Genomic DNA, 14872 nt, shown 5'->3' on the forward strand with positions numbered 1-14872 from the left:
CTGACCGCTTGACTTGCCAGCCGTCCGCGGATGTTGTTTGGATGGGGCGCATGACCACCACTGCAGCTGTTCCAGCGCCCGCCCCCGGTTCCGGCGACATCCCCGGCACCGACCCGCAGGGCATTGCGCCCGAGCCCACGGACGAGAACGTCTGGCTTGAGGACATCTACGGCGAGGAGCAGCTTGCCTGGGTGAAGGAGCAGAACTCCCGCACCGAAGACCTGCTTGAGGACGCCGATTATGTGCAGCTTGAGGGCAACATCCTGGAGGTGCTCGACTCCACGGACCGGATCGCCATGGTGGGCAAGCGCGGCGACTGGTACTACAACTTCTGGAAGGACCGGCAAAACCCCAAGGGCCTCTGGCGGCGCACCACGTGGGAGAGCTACTGCTCGGAGACGCCGGACTGGGACGTCCTGCTGGACGTTGACGCCCTGTCCGCCGCCGAAGGTGAAGAATGGGTCTTCCACGGAGCCACCTTCCTCCGCCCTGCCGCCGGCGAAGATTACCGGCATGCGCTGCTGGCGCTGTCCCCCGACGGCGGCGACGCGAACCGCTACCGGGAATTCGATGTGGCAACGCGGAGCTTTGTGGACCCGGCGCAGGGCGGCTTTGACCTGCCGACGGCGAAGGGCAATGTGTCCTGGCTGGACGCGGACACACTGCTGGTGGCCTCCACCGCGGAGGGGCTTCCACGCACGGCCTCCTCCTACGCCCGCACCGCCGTTACCCTCAAACGGGGTTCCTCCCTCACCGAGGCACCCCGCCTGTTTGAGGTGCGTGAGAACCACATGATGGCCGTGGTGGCGCACGATTCGACACCCGGCTTCGAACGGACCTTCGCCGTTGACTACATCGACTTCTACAACCGCAGCAACGCGGTACTGCGGGATGGCGCCTGGGTGGGGATCGACGTTCCCACCGACGTCAACGTCAGCGCGCACCGCGAGTGGCTGCTGTTCCGGCCCCAGCAGGACTGGGTGCTCGACGGTGTCGCCTACCCGGCGGGTTCGCTCCTCGCTGCTCCGTTTGAGGACTACCTGGCGGGCTCGCGGGAGATGTCGGTGCTGTTCACCCCGGATGCCGCCACTTCGCTGCAGTCCTGGAGCTGGACCCGGAATTTCCTGCTCCTTAACCTGCTGAAGGACGTGTCCTCCGAGATCCGCGTCCTTGACCCGTCCCGGCCCGGCGGAGCCCCGGACGCTGCCTGGGCTTCAGTTCTGCTCGATGCCTGCCCACCGCTGCACGACGTCAACGCCTACGCCGTGGACGACGAAGACGACACCGACGGCGGTGCCGGCGACGACTTCTGGCTCGTCGCCACGGGCTTCACCACCCCCAGCACCCTGATGCGGGGCACTTTGGAGCGCGCCGCTGACGGGACCGGCGGCGTGGTGAGCCGGCACTCGGTGGTGAAGACGTCGCCGTCGTTCTTCGCGGACGAAAACTATGAGGTGCAGCAGCACTTCGCCGTGTCCGACGACGGCACCCGGGTTCCGTACTTCCAGGTAGCCTCGCGTGACCTGGCCCTGGACGGGCAGAACCCCACCCAGCTGTCCGGCTACGGCGGTTTTGAGGTCTCCCGCACTCCTGCCTACAGCGGCACGGTGGGCAGGGCGTGGCTGGAGCGCCGGACGTCCCAGTCCGCCGGCGCAAACGGGGAGGCGGCGCACTCCCGCGGCGGTGTGTACGTGGTGGCGAACATCCGCGGCGGCGGCGAGTACGGGCCGGCCTGGCACCGCGCGGCCCTGCAGGAAAACCGGTACAAGGCGTACCAGGACTTCGCGGCCGTTGCCCGCCATCTGATCTCCCGCGGCGTCACCTCTCCGGAGCGGCTGGGGTGCGTCGGCGGGTCCAACGGCGGCCTGTTGGTGGGGAACATGCTGACCCGGTACCCCGAACTGTTCGGAGCGGTTTCCTGCGGCGTGCCGCTGCTGGACATGCGCCGCTACACCAAACTTTCGGCCGGCCACTCGTGGATCGCCGAATACGGCGACCCGGACGTGCCGGAGCAGTGGGAGTACATCCGCACCTTCTCCCCTTACCACCTGCTCAGGGACGGGGTGGAGTACCCGGAGACGTTTATCTGGACGGCCACCTCGGATGACCGGGTGGGTCCGGTGCAGGCGCGGAAGATGGCTGCCCGGATGCTGGCCATGGGCATCCCCAATGTGTGGTTCAACGAAGCGCTGGAGGGTGGACACGCCGGAGCATCGGATAACCGGCAGGCAGCGGCATTGCAGGCCCGGAGCCAGCATTTCCTGTGGAAAGCGTTGGCCGGCGGGGACTCGTAAATTGGCCCTTGTGGTGCGCAAGGCTGGGCCCGGCGACGTGGAGCAACTGGCGGAGGTCCACGTCCGCTGCTGGCAGGAGACCTACCGCGGCATGCTGTCCGAGGAGTTCCTGGCGTCACAGAACGCCGGTACCCGGCTGCCGCTGTGGCGCCACCTGCTGGAGGCTGCGGAGCCCGCGCCGGTGTGGGTGGCCTCCGACGGCGGCACTGTAGTTGGCTTTGCTGGTATCCGCAGGGAGCCCAACGTTTCTTCGCACGGCTTCCCGCCGCCGTCGTCCGGTGAGCTGGAACTGTGGGGGCTGTACCTGCTGGCATCACACCAGGGGCTCGGCTTGGGGCGCCGGCTCCTTGCAGCGGCGCTGGGCGATCAAGCGGCGAGCCTGTGGGTGGCTGCGGACAATGCGCGGGCCATCAGTTTTTACGGGCATTTCGGTTTTGCGACTGACGGAGCGGCGGACACCATCCCGGAGTGGGAAAACCTGCGCGAAATCAGGATGGTTCGGCCGGAGCAGGCTGCGCGCCTGTAGTCGCTCGTAGTGCCTCGCTGGTCCCCCTTGGTGTCGCCGGCCCCTCCGCGAAGGCGCCCTGTCGGGGGCTGTGCGGTTCCGGCTATCCGTTTTGCACTGTGTGCCCGCTTCTGCGTATCCTTGGTGGGCTAGGAATAGCAATTGGAGACGTGCCAGAGCGGCCGAATGGGCTTCACTGCTAATGAAGTGTGGGGCACAACTCCACCGGGGGTTCAAATCCCCCCGTCTCCGCGTTTGGCCCCGGTCCTGGACCGGGGCCTTTTGCGTCCCTCACCCTGTTGCCTGGAAGCTCCCTGTTGCCTGGGAAGCTCTCCAAGTTCCCGCCGCAAATTGGGCAACGCTCCTTCGCTTCCCGTGCCCGAACCGCCCACGTCCTGCCGCTTGGAGACAGCCCGTCCGGGGTACGGACACCGGAAGCCCCGCGGGCGGCGGCGGTGGAAGGATGGGCAGATGGCAGGAAGAAACACCGTGGATGAGGCCCCCGGCACCACCCATGTATGGAGCCCACGCCTGGCACTGCTGGTGGCCGCGACCTTCTTTATGGAGTTCCTCGACGGCACAGTCCTCACCACGGCAATCCCCAACATTGCCGCCGACTTCCATGTTCCGGCCGCAGACGTGAATATCACCATGACGGCCTACCTGCTGACGGTTGCCATGGGCATCCCGCTGAGCGGCTGGCTGGCTGAACGGCTCGGGGCGCGTAGGGTTTTCTGCCTGGCCATTGCAATTTTCACCCTCGCATCGCTGGCATGTTCGTTGAGCCAGGACCTGGCCGCGCTGACTTTGAGCCGCGTGGCCCAAGGGTTCGGCGGCGCCATGATGGTTCCCGTCGGCACCCTCCTGGTGCTCCGCGGGACGCCCAAGGCAGACCTGCTCCGTGCGACGGCATTCCTGGTGTGGCCCGGGCTCCTGGCACCTGTCCTTGCACCGCTGGTGGGCGGGGCCCTGACCACCTACCTGTCCTGGCATTGGATCTTCCTGATCAACCTCCCGCTCGGCGTTGCAGCGTTCATTGCCGCACTGCGGCTGGTTCCCGCGGCGGCGGGAGATCCGGGACGGCTGCTGGACTGGTTGGGGCTGCTCCTCACCACGCTGGGCGTGGGCGCCTTGGTGGTGGGTCTGGAGCTGGTGAGCGGCCATCCCGAAGCCCCCTGGGCAGCCCTGAGCGCCGGATGCGGTGCCGCGTTCCTCGCCTGCGCGGTCATGTGGATGCGCCGGACCCGCAACCCGCTCTTTGACCTGAATGTTTTCAGCACCCGGACCTTCCGGGCCATGGCAACGGGCGGGTTCGTCTACCGGTTGACCATCAGCTCCGTTCCCTTCCTGCTGCCACTGATGTTCCAGGCCGGATTTGGCTGGTCCCCGCTGCACGCCGGAGCGATGGTGGCGGCGGTCTTCATTGGCAACATCGGCATCAAGCCGGCCACCACACCGCTGATCCGCCGCTTCGGTTTCCGGGCCATGCTGGTATTCGCGTCGCTCGCGTCTGCAGCTACCTTCGCACTGTGCGCCCTGCTGACGGCGGAAACGCCCCAGGCGCTGACGTTCGCGCTGCTGGTCTGCAGCGGGGCCTTCCGCTCCATCGGCTTCTCGTCCTACGCCTCCGTGCAGTACGCGGACATCGCACCTGCCCAACTGACCTCTGCGAACACTGTTTCCGCCACGCTGGTGCAGCTGGCAACCGGCGCCGGAATCGCAGTGGGCGCCTTGCTGATCCGCGTGTTCGACGGGCTGGGCTCCTTTCCGGACGACAACGCCGGGCCATTCCGCGGAGCTTTCCTCGCAATGGCAGTGCTGATGCTCGCAAGCACGACTGACAGCCTCCTGCTGCCGCGCCACGCCGGGGCCGAAGTCAGCCAGCGTAAAACCCAGCGGGCCTGAGCCAGCGGTTCAAACCAACGGCTCCAAACCAGCGGTTGCTAGCCAGGCCGCATCAGCAGGCGCTCCCGGACCCGCTACCTGCCTATCAGACCCGCTGCCTACTGTCAGCCGGCCTGGGCCAACACCAGCGGAAGCACAGCCCCAGCTCCGGCTTGCCGAAGGGCGCGGCCGGCCACCGTCAGGGTCCACCGGCTGTCCGTCAGGTCATCGACCAGCATCACTGCCTGGCCGTTGAGCCCGTTGAGCGCAGCGGCAAGCTCGGGCCCCACCACCAAACGGTCCCAGACGCCGGCGAGCCGGTAGGCACTGTTGCCGCCACGGCCCCCGGTTGGACCACCGTGTGCCAGCTGCAGCCCGCCGAAGTAGGGGATCCGCCCGATGTCCGAAATTCCCTTGGCGAGGGACTCCACCAGTTGCGGTTTGCTCCTGGAGGGAATGCTGACGATGGCGGCCGGCCTGCCAACGCCGCTCCAACCCGGGGTGCGGGCGTCTCCGGTACCCCATTCCCGCAGGACCTGAACGCAGGCCTGCAGCATGCCCGGATCCACGGGCCGGTCCTCCGCGCCCGCAGCGAAGAGTTCCCGCAGCGCGCCACCCCAGCCAAGATCGGTCAGGCGGGCCAGGACACGTCCCTCTGCAAGGCCTTCACCCGGCTTGAGCTTTCCCTTCACGGGTACACCCAGGCGTTCCATGCCGCTGGGCCATTGCAGGCGCGCCTCCAGGACCCCGCCGGCCCTGCTGAGCGTCTGGCTCGCCGCCTCCGTGGCAGACTCCGCTATCTCAGCCGGGAACCACCGGCCCGCGCAGTTGTCGCAGCGGCCGCAGGGCTTGGCGGTCTCGTCGTCAAGGACGGAGGTGATGTACTCCATCCGGCACCCTGCCGTGTCCTGATAGATCACCATGGAGTCCTGCTCGTCCACCCGCGCCTCGGCGATCCGCCGGTACCGCTCGGCGTCGTAGATCCACGGCTGGCCGGTGGCGCGCCAGCCGCCGCCCACCCGTTCCACGGCACCGTCCACGGACAAGACTTTGAGCAGCAGTTCCAGCGGGGTGCGGCGGAGGTCCACCCGTGCCTCCAGGGCCACCGTGGAGAGCGCCGTTCCGGCCTCGCCCAAGGCAGTGAGGACGGCGGCGGCCTTTTCTTCTGAGGGCATCGAGGCAGTGGCGAAGTACTGCCAGATGTCCCGGTCCTCCGCGCCGGGGAGGAGCAGGACGTCGGCATTGGCGGCCCCTCGGCCGGCGCGGCCCACCTGCTGGTAATAGGCCACCGGGGAGGACGGCGCCCCAAGGTGGACCACAAAGCCCAGGTCCGGCTTGTCGAAGCCCATCCCCAATGCCGAAGTGGCTACGAGGGCCTTGACCTGGTTGTCCTTGAGCAGCTGCTCGGCACGCTCCCGGTCCGCGGGATCGGTGCGGCCGGTATACGCCAGCACGTGGTGGCCGGCTTCGGCGAGGAGCCGTGCAGTGTCCTCGGCAGCAGACACGGTCAAGGTATAGATAATGCCGCTGCCCGGAAGATCTGCCAGGTGGGTCAAAAGCCAGCCGAGGCGCTGCTTGGAGTCCGGCAAGGACAAGACACCCATCCGCAGCGAATCCCGGCCCAGGGAACCGCGGATGGTAAGCACCGAGTCCCCCAGTTGCTCTTCGATGTCATGCACCACGCGGGAGTTGGCCGTGGCCGTGGTGGCCAGCACCGGAACAGTTTCCGGCAGTTGGGTGATCAGGTCCGCGATGCGCCGGTAGTCAGGACGGAAGTCGTGGCCCCAGTCGGAAATACAGTGCGCCTCATCGATCACCAGCAGGCCTGTCCGCCGGATCAGCTCCGGCAGCTGGGTTTCCCGGAAGGTCGGGTTGGTGAGCCGCTCCGGGGAGACCAGCAGGACGTCCACCTGGTCCGCGGCGAGCTGTTCACGGACGTTGTCCCACTCCAGCTGGTTGGCGGAGTTTATGGCAACGGCGCGCACCCCCGCGCGGGCGGCGGCAGCCACCTGGTCCCGCATCAGCGCCAGGAGAGGCGAGACGATGAGGGTGGGCCCGGCACCACGGCGGCGCAACAGCAGTGACGCCACAAAGTAGACGGCCGACTTGCCCCAGCCGGTGCGCTGGACCACCAAAGCCCGCCGGCCGCCGTCGACCAGCGCCTCAATGGCCTCAAACTGACCCTCGTGGAAGGCAGCCGCGGGGTGCCCCACGAGCTCGCGAAGGACCTCAAGGGCTTCACGGGAGGTTGCGGAAGGGGAAACCGGACCTGCGGACGGTGCACCGTCCGGCACGGGCTCCCGAAAATCCGGGGCAGGCTCAGATGTTGCTGTGGCGTACTGGTTATCGACCATTGATTCAGTATCCCAGCCGCCCCTGACACCCGGCACCGGGACCACCTGCTATGTGGAAATTCACAGGCCTGGCCGCCTCCTCCACCAGCACTTCCGCGGTCCACGTAAGATAAAGCCCGTGACTAGCGAACAGACAACGACTTTTGACCTCTCGGCATCCTTCAAGGCGTATGACGTCCGAGGAATTGTTGGCGAGTCCATCACGGCCGAAATCGTCGAAGCCGTGGGGGCCGCGTTCGTGGACATCCTGCAGCTCCAGGGCCAGACCATCCTGGTGGGCGGCGACATGCGCCCCTCCTCCCCCGAGTTCAGCAAGGCCTTTGCGGACGGTGCGGCCACCCGTGGTGCGGACGTCGAATTGCTGGACCTGATCTCCACCGACGAGCTCTACTTCGCCTGTGGTTACCTGAACCGTCCAGGAGCCACTTTCACCGCCAGCCACAACCCCGCCGGCTACAACGGCATCAAGATGTCCAAAGCGGGGGCAGTGCCCATCTCCTCCGAAACCGGCCTCAAGGACATCCAGGCCCTCGCCGAGCAGTACCTCAACACCGGTTCCATTCCGGCCGCGGAACAGCGGGGGCAAATCAGCGTCCGCGATGTACTCAAGGACTACGCCGAGTACCTCCGCAAGCTGGTGGACCTGTCCGGCTCGCGCCCCCTGAAAGTAGTAGTGGACGCAGGCAACGGCATGGCCGGCCTGACCACTCCGGCCGTCCTGGGTGACACCCTGCTCCCCAAGCTGCCCCTGGACATTGTTCCCCTGTACTTCGAGCTGGACGGCTCCTTCCCCAACCACCCAGCCAACCCGCTGGAGCCGGAGAACCTCCGCGACCTGCAGGCTGCGGTGCTGCAGCACGGCGCGGACATCGGCCTGGCCTTTGACGGTGACGCCGACCGCTGCTTCGTCATCGACGAGAAGGGCGAGCCCGTCTCGCCGTCGGCCATTACCGGCATGGTTGCGCGCCGCGAAATTGCCCGCGCCAAGGCCCTGGGCGAGGCAACCCCCACGATTATCCACAACCTCCTCACCTCGCGCGCGGTGCCTGAGCTGGTGGAGCACGACGGCGGCCGGGCGGTACGGACGCGCGTCGGCCATTCCTTCATCAAGGCAGTCATGGCGGAGGAAGGGGCAGTGTTCGGCGGAGAACATTCAGCACACTTCTACTTCCGCGACTTCTGGAACGCGGACACGGGCATGCTGGCCGCGATGCACGTCCTGGCAGCCCTCGGCGAGCAGGACGGGCCCCTGTCTGAGCTGGGCCGCGAGTACGAACCCTACGTATCGTCCGGCGAAATCAATTCCGAGGTCGAGGACAAGGCAGCGGCGGTGGAGCGCGTGCGGGCCGCTTTTGCCGGCGAGGACCTCACCATCGACAAAATGGACGGCAGCACCTTCACCGCCAATGACGGCAGCTACTGGTTCAACCTCCGTCCGTCAAACACCGAACCGTTCCTCCGGCTCAATGTTGAAGCCACGGACCGCACCACCATGGAGCGGATCCGCGACCACGTCCTGTCGATCGTACGGGCCTAGCCTGCCCATGGTTGAGGACGACGGGCTGGAATCCGGGGCAGATACCGGGCAGGAATCCTGGCGGGATTCGGTCCCGGAAAGCACTGCGACGGACCTTGAGAACCTGCTGGGGACAGGCATCAGCGCAGCCCAGGAACAACTCCAGCGCAACGGCGGCTTCCTGCCCTTCGCCCTGACCGTGCAGAACGACGGCGAAGTCCGCCTGGTTGCCGTCACGCCGGCGGATGCGGACGAGGGCTCGGACGGCGACTTCGATGCCGACGGCATGATCAGCGACCTCACCGCCCTGCTGCGGCAAAACCGGGACGAGTTCCGGGCCGCGGCGGTGGTCTGCGACATTCTCCTGGTGGAGGAAGAGTCGGACGCCATCCATGTGGCAACGGAGCACCGCGACGGCCAGGTCTTCGCGGCGGTCCTGCCCTATTCAGCCGACGCAGCCACCCGGACCTGGAACTTCGGCGAGCTTTCGGCTGACTCGAGCGAGCCCAGCATCTGGGTGGACTAGACCGGGCCGGCCCATGAAGATCAACGCCTTTGCTGATGTGAGCCTGCGGGCCCTGATGGTGCTGGCCGCCGTCCCCGGCGGCACGCTGCTCACCACGCAAAACATCGCCGATACTGTGGGGACGCCCTACAACCACGTCAGCAAGGCGATGGCAAAGCTTCGGAACCTGGGCCTGATCGAGGTGGAGCGTGGCCGGACCGGCGGTTCCCGGTTGAGCCATGCCGGACGGATTGCCACCGTGGGACAGATCCTGCGGCAACTGGACACCCGCACGGATGCGGCAGAGTGCGTGGCTGCCAGCGGCAACTGCCCACTCATCAACGAGTGCAAGCTCCGTTCCGCCCTGTCACGGGCCCGCGAAGCGTTCTACCGCGAGCTTGATACGGTAGTCATCGCCGATCTTCCCGCCTCGGGACAGATGGCGCCCGTCTTCGAAATGATCGGCCTCCGGCCCGGGCTGTAGCTCCTGCCGATGAGGCCCCGGGGCAGCGCCATCTTCCCTGCGCCGAACCACATGCCGCCACCTCGCCGTTCGATTTGGCCTCTAACTTCTACAAGGTGTAGAACTTGGGATATGAATATACGCATTTGCAATGCAGGTATTCACTAAGGCCGGACGAAGGCCCCGGCCGCTACCTCAGGAGTTCCTATGCTCTCGGACAAATCCCGCCCTGTCATCGAGGCCACGCTGCCGCTCGTCGGTTCCCGCATCGGCGCCATCACGCCCAAGTTCTACCAGCGGCTCTTCGCCGCGCACCCCGAACTCCTGGATGGCGTCTTCAGCCGCTCCAACCAGCGATCGGGCAACCAGCAGCAGGCGCTGGCAGGCAGCATCGCGGCCTTCGCCACCCATCTCATCAACAATCCGGGCACCCTGCCCGAGACGGTCCTGTCCCGCATTGCGCACCGGCACGCCTCCCTGGGCATCACCGAACCGCAGTACCAAGTGGTCTACGAGCACCTGTTCGCGGCCATCGCCGAAGACCTGGCAGAGGTGATCACGGCGGAAATCGCCGAAGCATGGACCGAGGTGTACTGGCTTATGGCGGATGCCCTGATCAAGCTCGAAAAGGGTCTCTACGCCGCACAGGCCAATGACAGGATGTGGATGCCGTGGCGGGTAGCGGCAAAAACTCCGGCGGGCGCAGGATCCATGACTTTCACCCTTGAGCCCGCTGACGAAACTCCTGTGACGCCCGCCCTCCCCGGCCAGTACATCAGCGTCAAGGTGGTCCTGCCGGAAGGCCTGCGCCAGGTGCGCCAGTACTCCCTGTCCGGCGAGGCGGGCACCCGCCGCAGTTTCACCACCAAGCTGGACGACGACGGCGAGGTTTCGCCCGTGCTTCACAACAGCGTGCAGGTGGGTGACATCCTGGAGATTTCCAACCCGTGCGGCGAAATCACCCTCAAGGACGGTGACGGTCCGGTGGTGCTTGCCTCCGCCGGCATTGGCTGCACCCCCACCGCGTCAATCCTGCGATCACTGGCTGCGGCAGGTTCCGGGCGGCAGGTACTGGTGCTGCATGCCGAAAGCACCCTGGACAACTGGGCACTGCGCACCCAGATGACGGACGACGTCGAACGCCTGGACGGTGCCGAACTGCAGCTCTGGCTGGAACGGCCGGAAGCAGGGGCCAAGGAGGGCTTCATGTCATTGCGCGAGGTGGACCTGCCGGCCAACGCCTCCCTGTACCTGTGCGGCCCGCTGCCGTTTATGAAGAATATCCGCAACGAGGCAATCAACGCCGGCATCCCGGCCACCCGGATCCATTACGAGGTATTCGGCCCGGACATCTGGCTGGCTTCTTAAACTGCACGACGCGGACACATCTACGGCGGCCCCGCACCTTCGGTGGAAAGGTGCGGGGCCGCCGTCGATCTTAAGACGCCGTTGTACTTAAGAAGACTCGCCCAGCCGGGACTTCAGGTTGGTGAGCTCGGACTGCAGGGCCTCCGGCAGGGAGCCGCCGAAGTTTGCGAACCATTCCTCGATGGAGGCAAGCTCCGTGGCCCATTCGGTGGGGTCCACCTTGACGGCTTCCTCCACCTGGGCGGGGGTCATGTCCAGGCCGTCAAGGTCAATGGAGTCGCCGGTGGGGACGAAGCCGATGGCGGTTTCCACCGCATCAGCCTTGCCCTCGAGACGCTCGATGGCCCACTTCAGCACCCGGGCGTTGTCACCGAACCCGGGCCATGCGAAGCCGCCTTCGGAGTTCCGGCGGAACCAGTTGACCAGGAAAATCTTGGGCAGCCGCTCCGGGTTGGCCTTGGCGGACAGGTTGACCCAGTGGTTCAGGTAGTCACCGGCGTCGTACCCGATGAAGGGCAGCATGGCCATCGGATCGCGGCGGACCACACCCACGGCCCCCGCTGCGGCAGCAGTGGTTTCCGAGGACAGGGTGGCACCCATGAAGATGCCGTTGGACCAGCTGCGGGCCTCGGTGACCAGGGGGATGGTGGTCTTGCGGCGGCCGCCGAACAGGATGGCGGACAGCTCAACGCCGTTGGGGCTGTGGTACTCCTCGGCCAGCATGTCGATCTGGTCGATCGGGGTGCAGAAACGGGAGTTCGGGTGGGCGGCAGGCTGGCCCGCATCCGGTGTCCAGGAGTTGCCCTGCCAGTCGGTAAGGTGCGCCGGCACTTCCTCCGTCATGCCCTCCCACCAGACGCCGCCGTCGTCGGTCAATGCCACGTTGGTGAAGATGCTGTTGCCCTTGGCGATGGCACGCATGGCGTTGGGGTTGGTGCCCCAGCCCGTTCCGGGAGCAACACCGAAGAGCCCTGCTTCGGGGTTGACGGCCCGCAGTTCGCCTTCCTTGCCGAACCGCATCCAGGTGATGTCGTCACCCAGGGTCTCCACCTTCCAGCCCTTGATGGTGGGATCGAGCAGGGCAAGGTTGGTTTTGCCGCAAGCGGACGGGAAGGCGGCCGAGACGTAGTACGTCTTTTGTTCCGGTGAGGTGAGCTTGAGGATGAGCATGTGCTCGGCCAGCCAGCCCTCATCGCGCGCCATGACGGAAGCGATGCGCAGGGCGTAGCACTTCTTGCCCAGCAGGGCGTTGCCGCCGTAGCCCGAGCCGAAGGACCAAATGGATCGCTCCTCAGGGAAGTGGACGATCCACTTGTCCGGGTTGCAGGGCCAGGGGACGTCCGCCTGGCCGGCTTCCAGCGGAGCGCCGAGGGAGTGCAGCGCGGGAACGAAGAAAGCGTTCGTTTCGGTGATGCGGTTCAGGACATCGGTACCGATGCGGGCCATGATGCGCATGGAGGCCACAACGTAGGCGCTGTCAGTGATCTCGACGCCGAATTTGGGGTCTTCTGCGTCAAGGTGGCCCATCACGAAGGGAATGACGTACATGGTCCGGCCGCGCATCGAGCCGGAGAAGAGGCCGCGGAGCTTCTCCTTCATCTCGCCCGGCGCCATCCAGTTATTAGTGAAGCCGGCATCATGCTTGTTCTCGGAGCAGATGAAAGTCTGTTCCTCCACCCGCGCTACGTCAGCGGGATCGGAGAAAGCGGCAAAGGAGTTCGGGAAGAGGTCCTGGTTGAGCCGGGTCAGCGTTCCCGCCGCCACCAGTTCGTCAGTGAGGCGGGTGTTCTCCTCTTCGGAGCCGTCCACCCAGTAGATACGGTCCGGCTGCGTTAGCTCAGCAACCTCCTCGACCCATGCCAGCAGCCCGGCATGTGTGGTGGGTGCGTTATCAAGCAGCGGCTTCTGCGCCAGATCGCCCATTGCGGTTCCCTTCCTCGGGTTCATCGGTGTGTGCTAAATGCTATGGTCCGGACCACTGGAGTTTTTTGGACGTATGCTGACGTTTTGGACCTCGCGAAATGCAGTTCCGCGCGAATTCAAGGAATTTCCCGCCGGATTTGCATTCTTAAGTGACGAAGGTCACCTATACCGGTCTAGTCGCTCAGATTACATCCCTTTCGATTTGGCATCGCGGCCAACCCTCGCGTAAAGTAATTCGAGGTTCAGGGAGAGCGGTTCTTCTCCTGGGACACAAGATGCGCCCATAGCTCAGCTGGATAGAGCGTCTGTCTACGGAACAGAAGGTCAGGGGTTCGAATCCCTTTGGGCGCACAGACAAGGTCCGCACCGGTTCGCCGGTGCGGACCTTTTGCTTTGCGCAGGCACCTGGCAGCGCCCCTCTGCAGCGCCGCCTCTGCGGCCCGGCCCCCTTGAAGCCAGATCACCCTCGAGCCCCCACTTGCAGTCCGCCGCTCCGCCTGTCACCTGGCCTGCCCGCCCGCTCAGCGTAGGCTTTCCCCATGATGCCCGAGGCAGTTTTGCGCGAATTTGATGTTGTGGTGATCGGCGCCGGCGCCGTGGGGGAAAACGTGGCGGACAGGGTTGTCCAGGGCGGCCTCACGGCTGTAGTGGTGGAAGCCGAACTGGTAGGCGGTGAGTGCTCCTACTGGGCATGCATGCCGTCAAAAGCCCTGCTCCGCCCCGGCACGGCCCTCCATGGGGCCCAGACTTTGCCTGGCGCCAAGGAAGCCGTGACCCAGACGCTCGATTCCGCAGCGGTACTGAAGTATCGGGACTATATGACGTCCAACTGGCAGGACGGCAGCCAAGTGAAGTGGCTGGACGATACGGGTATCCAACTGGTCCGCGGCCACGCCTGGCTGACCGCGCCAAAATCCGTCGAAGTTGCCGGGCTGGACGGGAACTCCTACCGGCTCCAGGCGCGTCACGCCGTGGTGCTGGCCACAGGCTCCACGCCCAACACTCCCCCCATCGAGGGACTTCAGGACCTGCAGGTGTGGGGAACCCGGGAGGCCACCTCCGCCAAGGAGGTCCCGGACCGGCTGGTGGTGCTCGGCGGCGGCGTGGCCGGTACCGAACTGGCCCAGGCTTTTGCGCGGCTGGGCTCCACAGTCACCCTCGTGGCGCGCAGCGGGCTGCTGGGAAACTTCCCCGTGGAGGCTGCCCGACTGGTCGCTGCCGGGCTGCGCGCGGACGGCGTGGAGCTCCGGCTGCACACGGCCACGGACAGCATCACCGAGAACGACGACGGCACTTTCAGCCTGCAGTTGGGTGACGGTTCCAGCGTGGCAGCGGACAAGGTCCTGGTGGCCACCGGGCGCCATCCCGCCCTGGAAGGACTGGGCCTGGAGAGCGCCGGCTTCGCGGCCAACGAGGCCGGACACCTGAAACTCAGCACGGATAATACGGGCCTGGTTGACGGGGCTCCCGGCGAGGAACCGTGGCTGTATGCCGTCGGCGATGCGGCCGGCAAAAACCTGTACACGCACCAGGGGAAGTACGAGGCCCGCGCCACCGGGGACGCCATCGCCGCCCGCGCCAAGGGGGAACTGGCCGGCGTCGCACGGGACTGGAGCCGTTACGCGCAGACAGCCAACGAGCACGCGGTGCCGGGGGTTGTCTTCACCGATCCGGAACTCGCCTCGGTGGGCCGCACCCTTGAAGCCGCCCGGAAGGATGGCTACAACGTCTCTTCCGTGGAACTTCCCATCCAGGTGGCAGGATCCTCTCTCCATTCGGAGAACTACCAGGGCTGGGCACAGCTGGTGGTTGATGAGGACCGCAGGGTCCTGCTGGGAGCCACGTTCGTCGGGCCTGATGTAGCAGAACTCCTGCACGCGGCAACCATTGCAGTGGCGGGCGAAGTACCGCTGGACCGGCTGTGGCATGCCGTGCCCTCGTACCCCACCATCAGCGAGGTCTGGCTCCGCCTTCTGGAAAAGTACGGCCTGTAGACCTATTTGAACTGACCAGTCAGTTTAGATACACTGGACGGAGCAACCGTCGGTGAAAGGCACTTC

10 protein-coding genes and 2 tRNA genes are annotated in these 14872 nt (G+C 66.0%); 10 read left to right on the forward strand and 2 right to left on the reverse strand.

Annotation, left to right across the window (positions count from 1 at the left end):
- The first annotated feature begins 50 nt into the window (after positions 1–50).
- The 4 genes from AC5RVY_RS05760 (at position 51) to AC5RVY_RS05775 (ending at position 4704) form a co-directional block, all read left to right on the forward strand.
- Entirely contained in the window at positions 51–2294 is a 2244-nt protein-coding gene (locus AC5RVY_RS05760; protein ID WP_493953763.1) for a prolyl oligopeptidase family serine peptidase, read from the forward strand.
- 10 nt (positions 2295–2304) lie between these two features.
- On the forward strand, positions 2305–2820 hold the full coding sequence (locus AC5RVY_RS05765) for a GNAT family N-acetyltransferase (RefSeq protein WP_493953764.1): 516 nt from the start codon (positions 2305–2307) through the stop codon (positions 2818–2820).
- 143 nt (positions 2821–2963) lie between these two features.
- Positions 2964–3051 (forward strand) — tRNA-Ser (locus tag AC5RVY_RS05770).
- Between the two features lie 219 nt (positions 3052–3270).
- Positions 3271–4704: an MFS transporter gene (locus AC5RVY_RS05775; protein ID WP_493953765.1), complete on the forward strand. Its 1434-nt coding sequence runs from the start codon at positions 3271–3273 to the stop codon at positions 4702–4704.
- Between the two features lie 104 nt (positions 4705–4808).
- Here the strand turns inward: AC5RVY_RS05775 and AC5RVY_RS05780 are convergent, their stop codons facing one another.
- Positions 4809–7037, reverse strand: coding sequence for a RecQ family ATP-dependent DNA helicase (locus tag AC5RVY_RS05780; RefSeq protein ID WP_493953766.1), 2229 nt, complete (start codon positions 7035–7037; stop codon positions 4809–4811).
- A gap of 118 nt (positions 7038–7155) precedes the next feature.
- Between AC5RVY_RS05780 and AC5RVY_RS05785 the strand changes: the two genes are divergently transcribed.
- The 4 genes from AC5RVY_RS05785 (at position 7156) to AC5RVY_RS05800 (ending at position 10889) form a co-directional block, all read left to right on the forward strand.
- Entirely contained in the window at positions 7156–8574 is a 1419-nt protein-coding gene (locus tag AC5RVY_RS05785; protein ID WP_493953767.1) for a phosphomannomutase/phosphoglucomutase, read from the forward strand.
- A gap of 7 nt (positions 8575–8581) precedes the next feature.
- Positions 8582–9079 carry a hypothetical protein gene (locus tag AC5RVY_RS05790; RefSeq protein WP_493953768.1) on the forward strand — a complete coding sequence of 166 codons (498 nt, stop codon included), beginning with the start codon at positions 8582–8584 and terminating at the stop codon, positions 9077–9079.
- Positions 9080–9092: 13 nt separating this feature from the next.
- Positions 9093–9542 carry an RrF2 family transcriptional regulator gene (locus tag AC5RVY_RS05795; RefSeq protein WP_493953769.1) on the forward strand — a complete coding sequence of 150 codons (450 nt, stop codon included), beginning with the start codon at positions 9093–9095 and terminating at the stop codon, positions 9540–9542.
- A gap of 186 nt (positions 9543–9728) precedes the next feature.
- On the forward strand, positions 9729–10889 hold the full coding sequence (locus AC5RVY_RS05800) for a globin domain-containing protein (RefSeq protein WP_493953770.1): 1161 nt from the start codon (positions 9729–9731) through the stop codon (positions 10887–10889).
- 87 nt (positions 10890–10976) lie between these two features.
- Here AC5RVY_RS05800 and AC5RVY_RS05805 read toward each other — a convergent pair whose 3' ends face one another.
- Positions 10977–12812 (reverse strand): phosphoenolpyruvate carboxykinase (GTP), encoded by a 1836-nt coding sequence (locus AC5RVY_RS05805; RefSeq protein WP_493953771.1) that lies wholly within the window; start codon positions 12810–12812, stop codon positions 10977–10979.
- A gap of 277 nt (positions 12813–13089) precedes the next feature.
- Between AC5RVY_RS05805 and AC5RVY_RS05810 the strand changes: the two genes are divergently transcribed.
- Positions 13090–13163, forward strand: a tRNA-Arg gene (locus AC5RVY_RS05810).
- A gap of 188 nt (positions 13164–13351) precedes the next feature.
- Positions 13352–14806: a dihydrolipoyl dehydrogenase family protein gene (locus AC5RVY_RS05815; RefSeq protein WP_493953772.1), complete on the forward strand. Its 1455-nt coding sequence runs from the start codon at positions 13352–13354 to the stop codon at positions 14804–14806.
- Positions 14807–14872: the final 66 nt, after the last annotated feature.

The sequence above is a fragment of the Arthrobacter sp. Ha26 genome, from assembly GCF_059091705.1.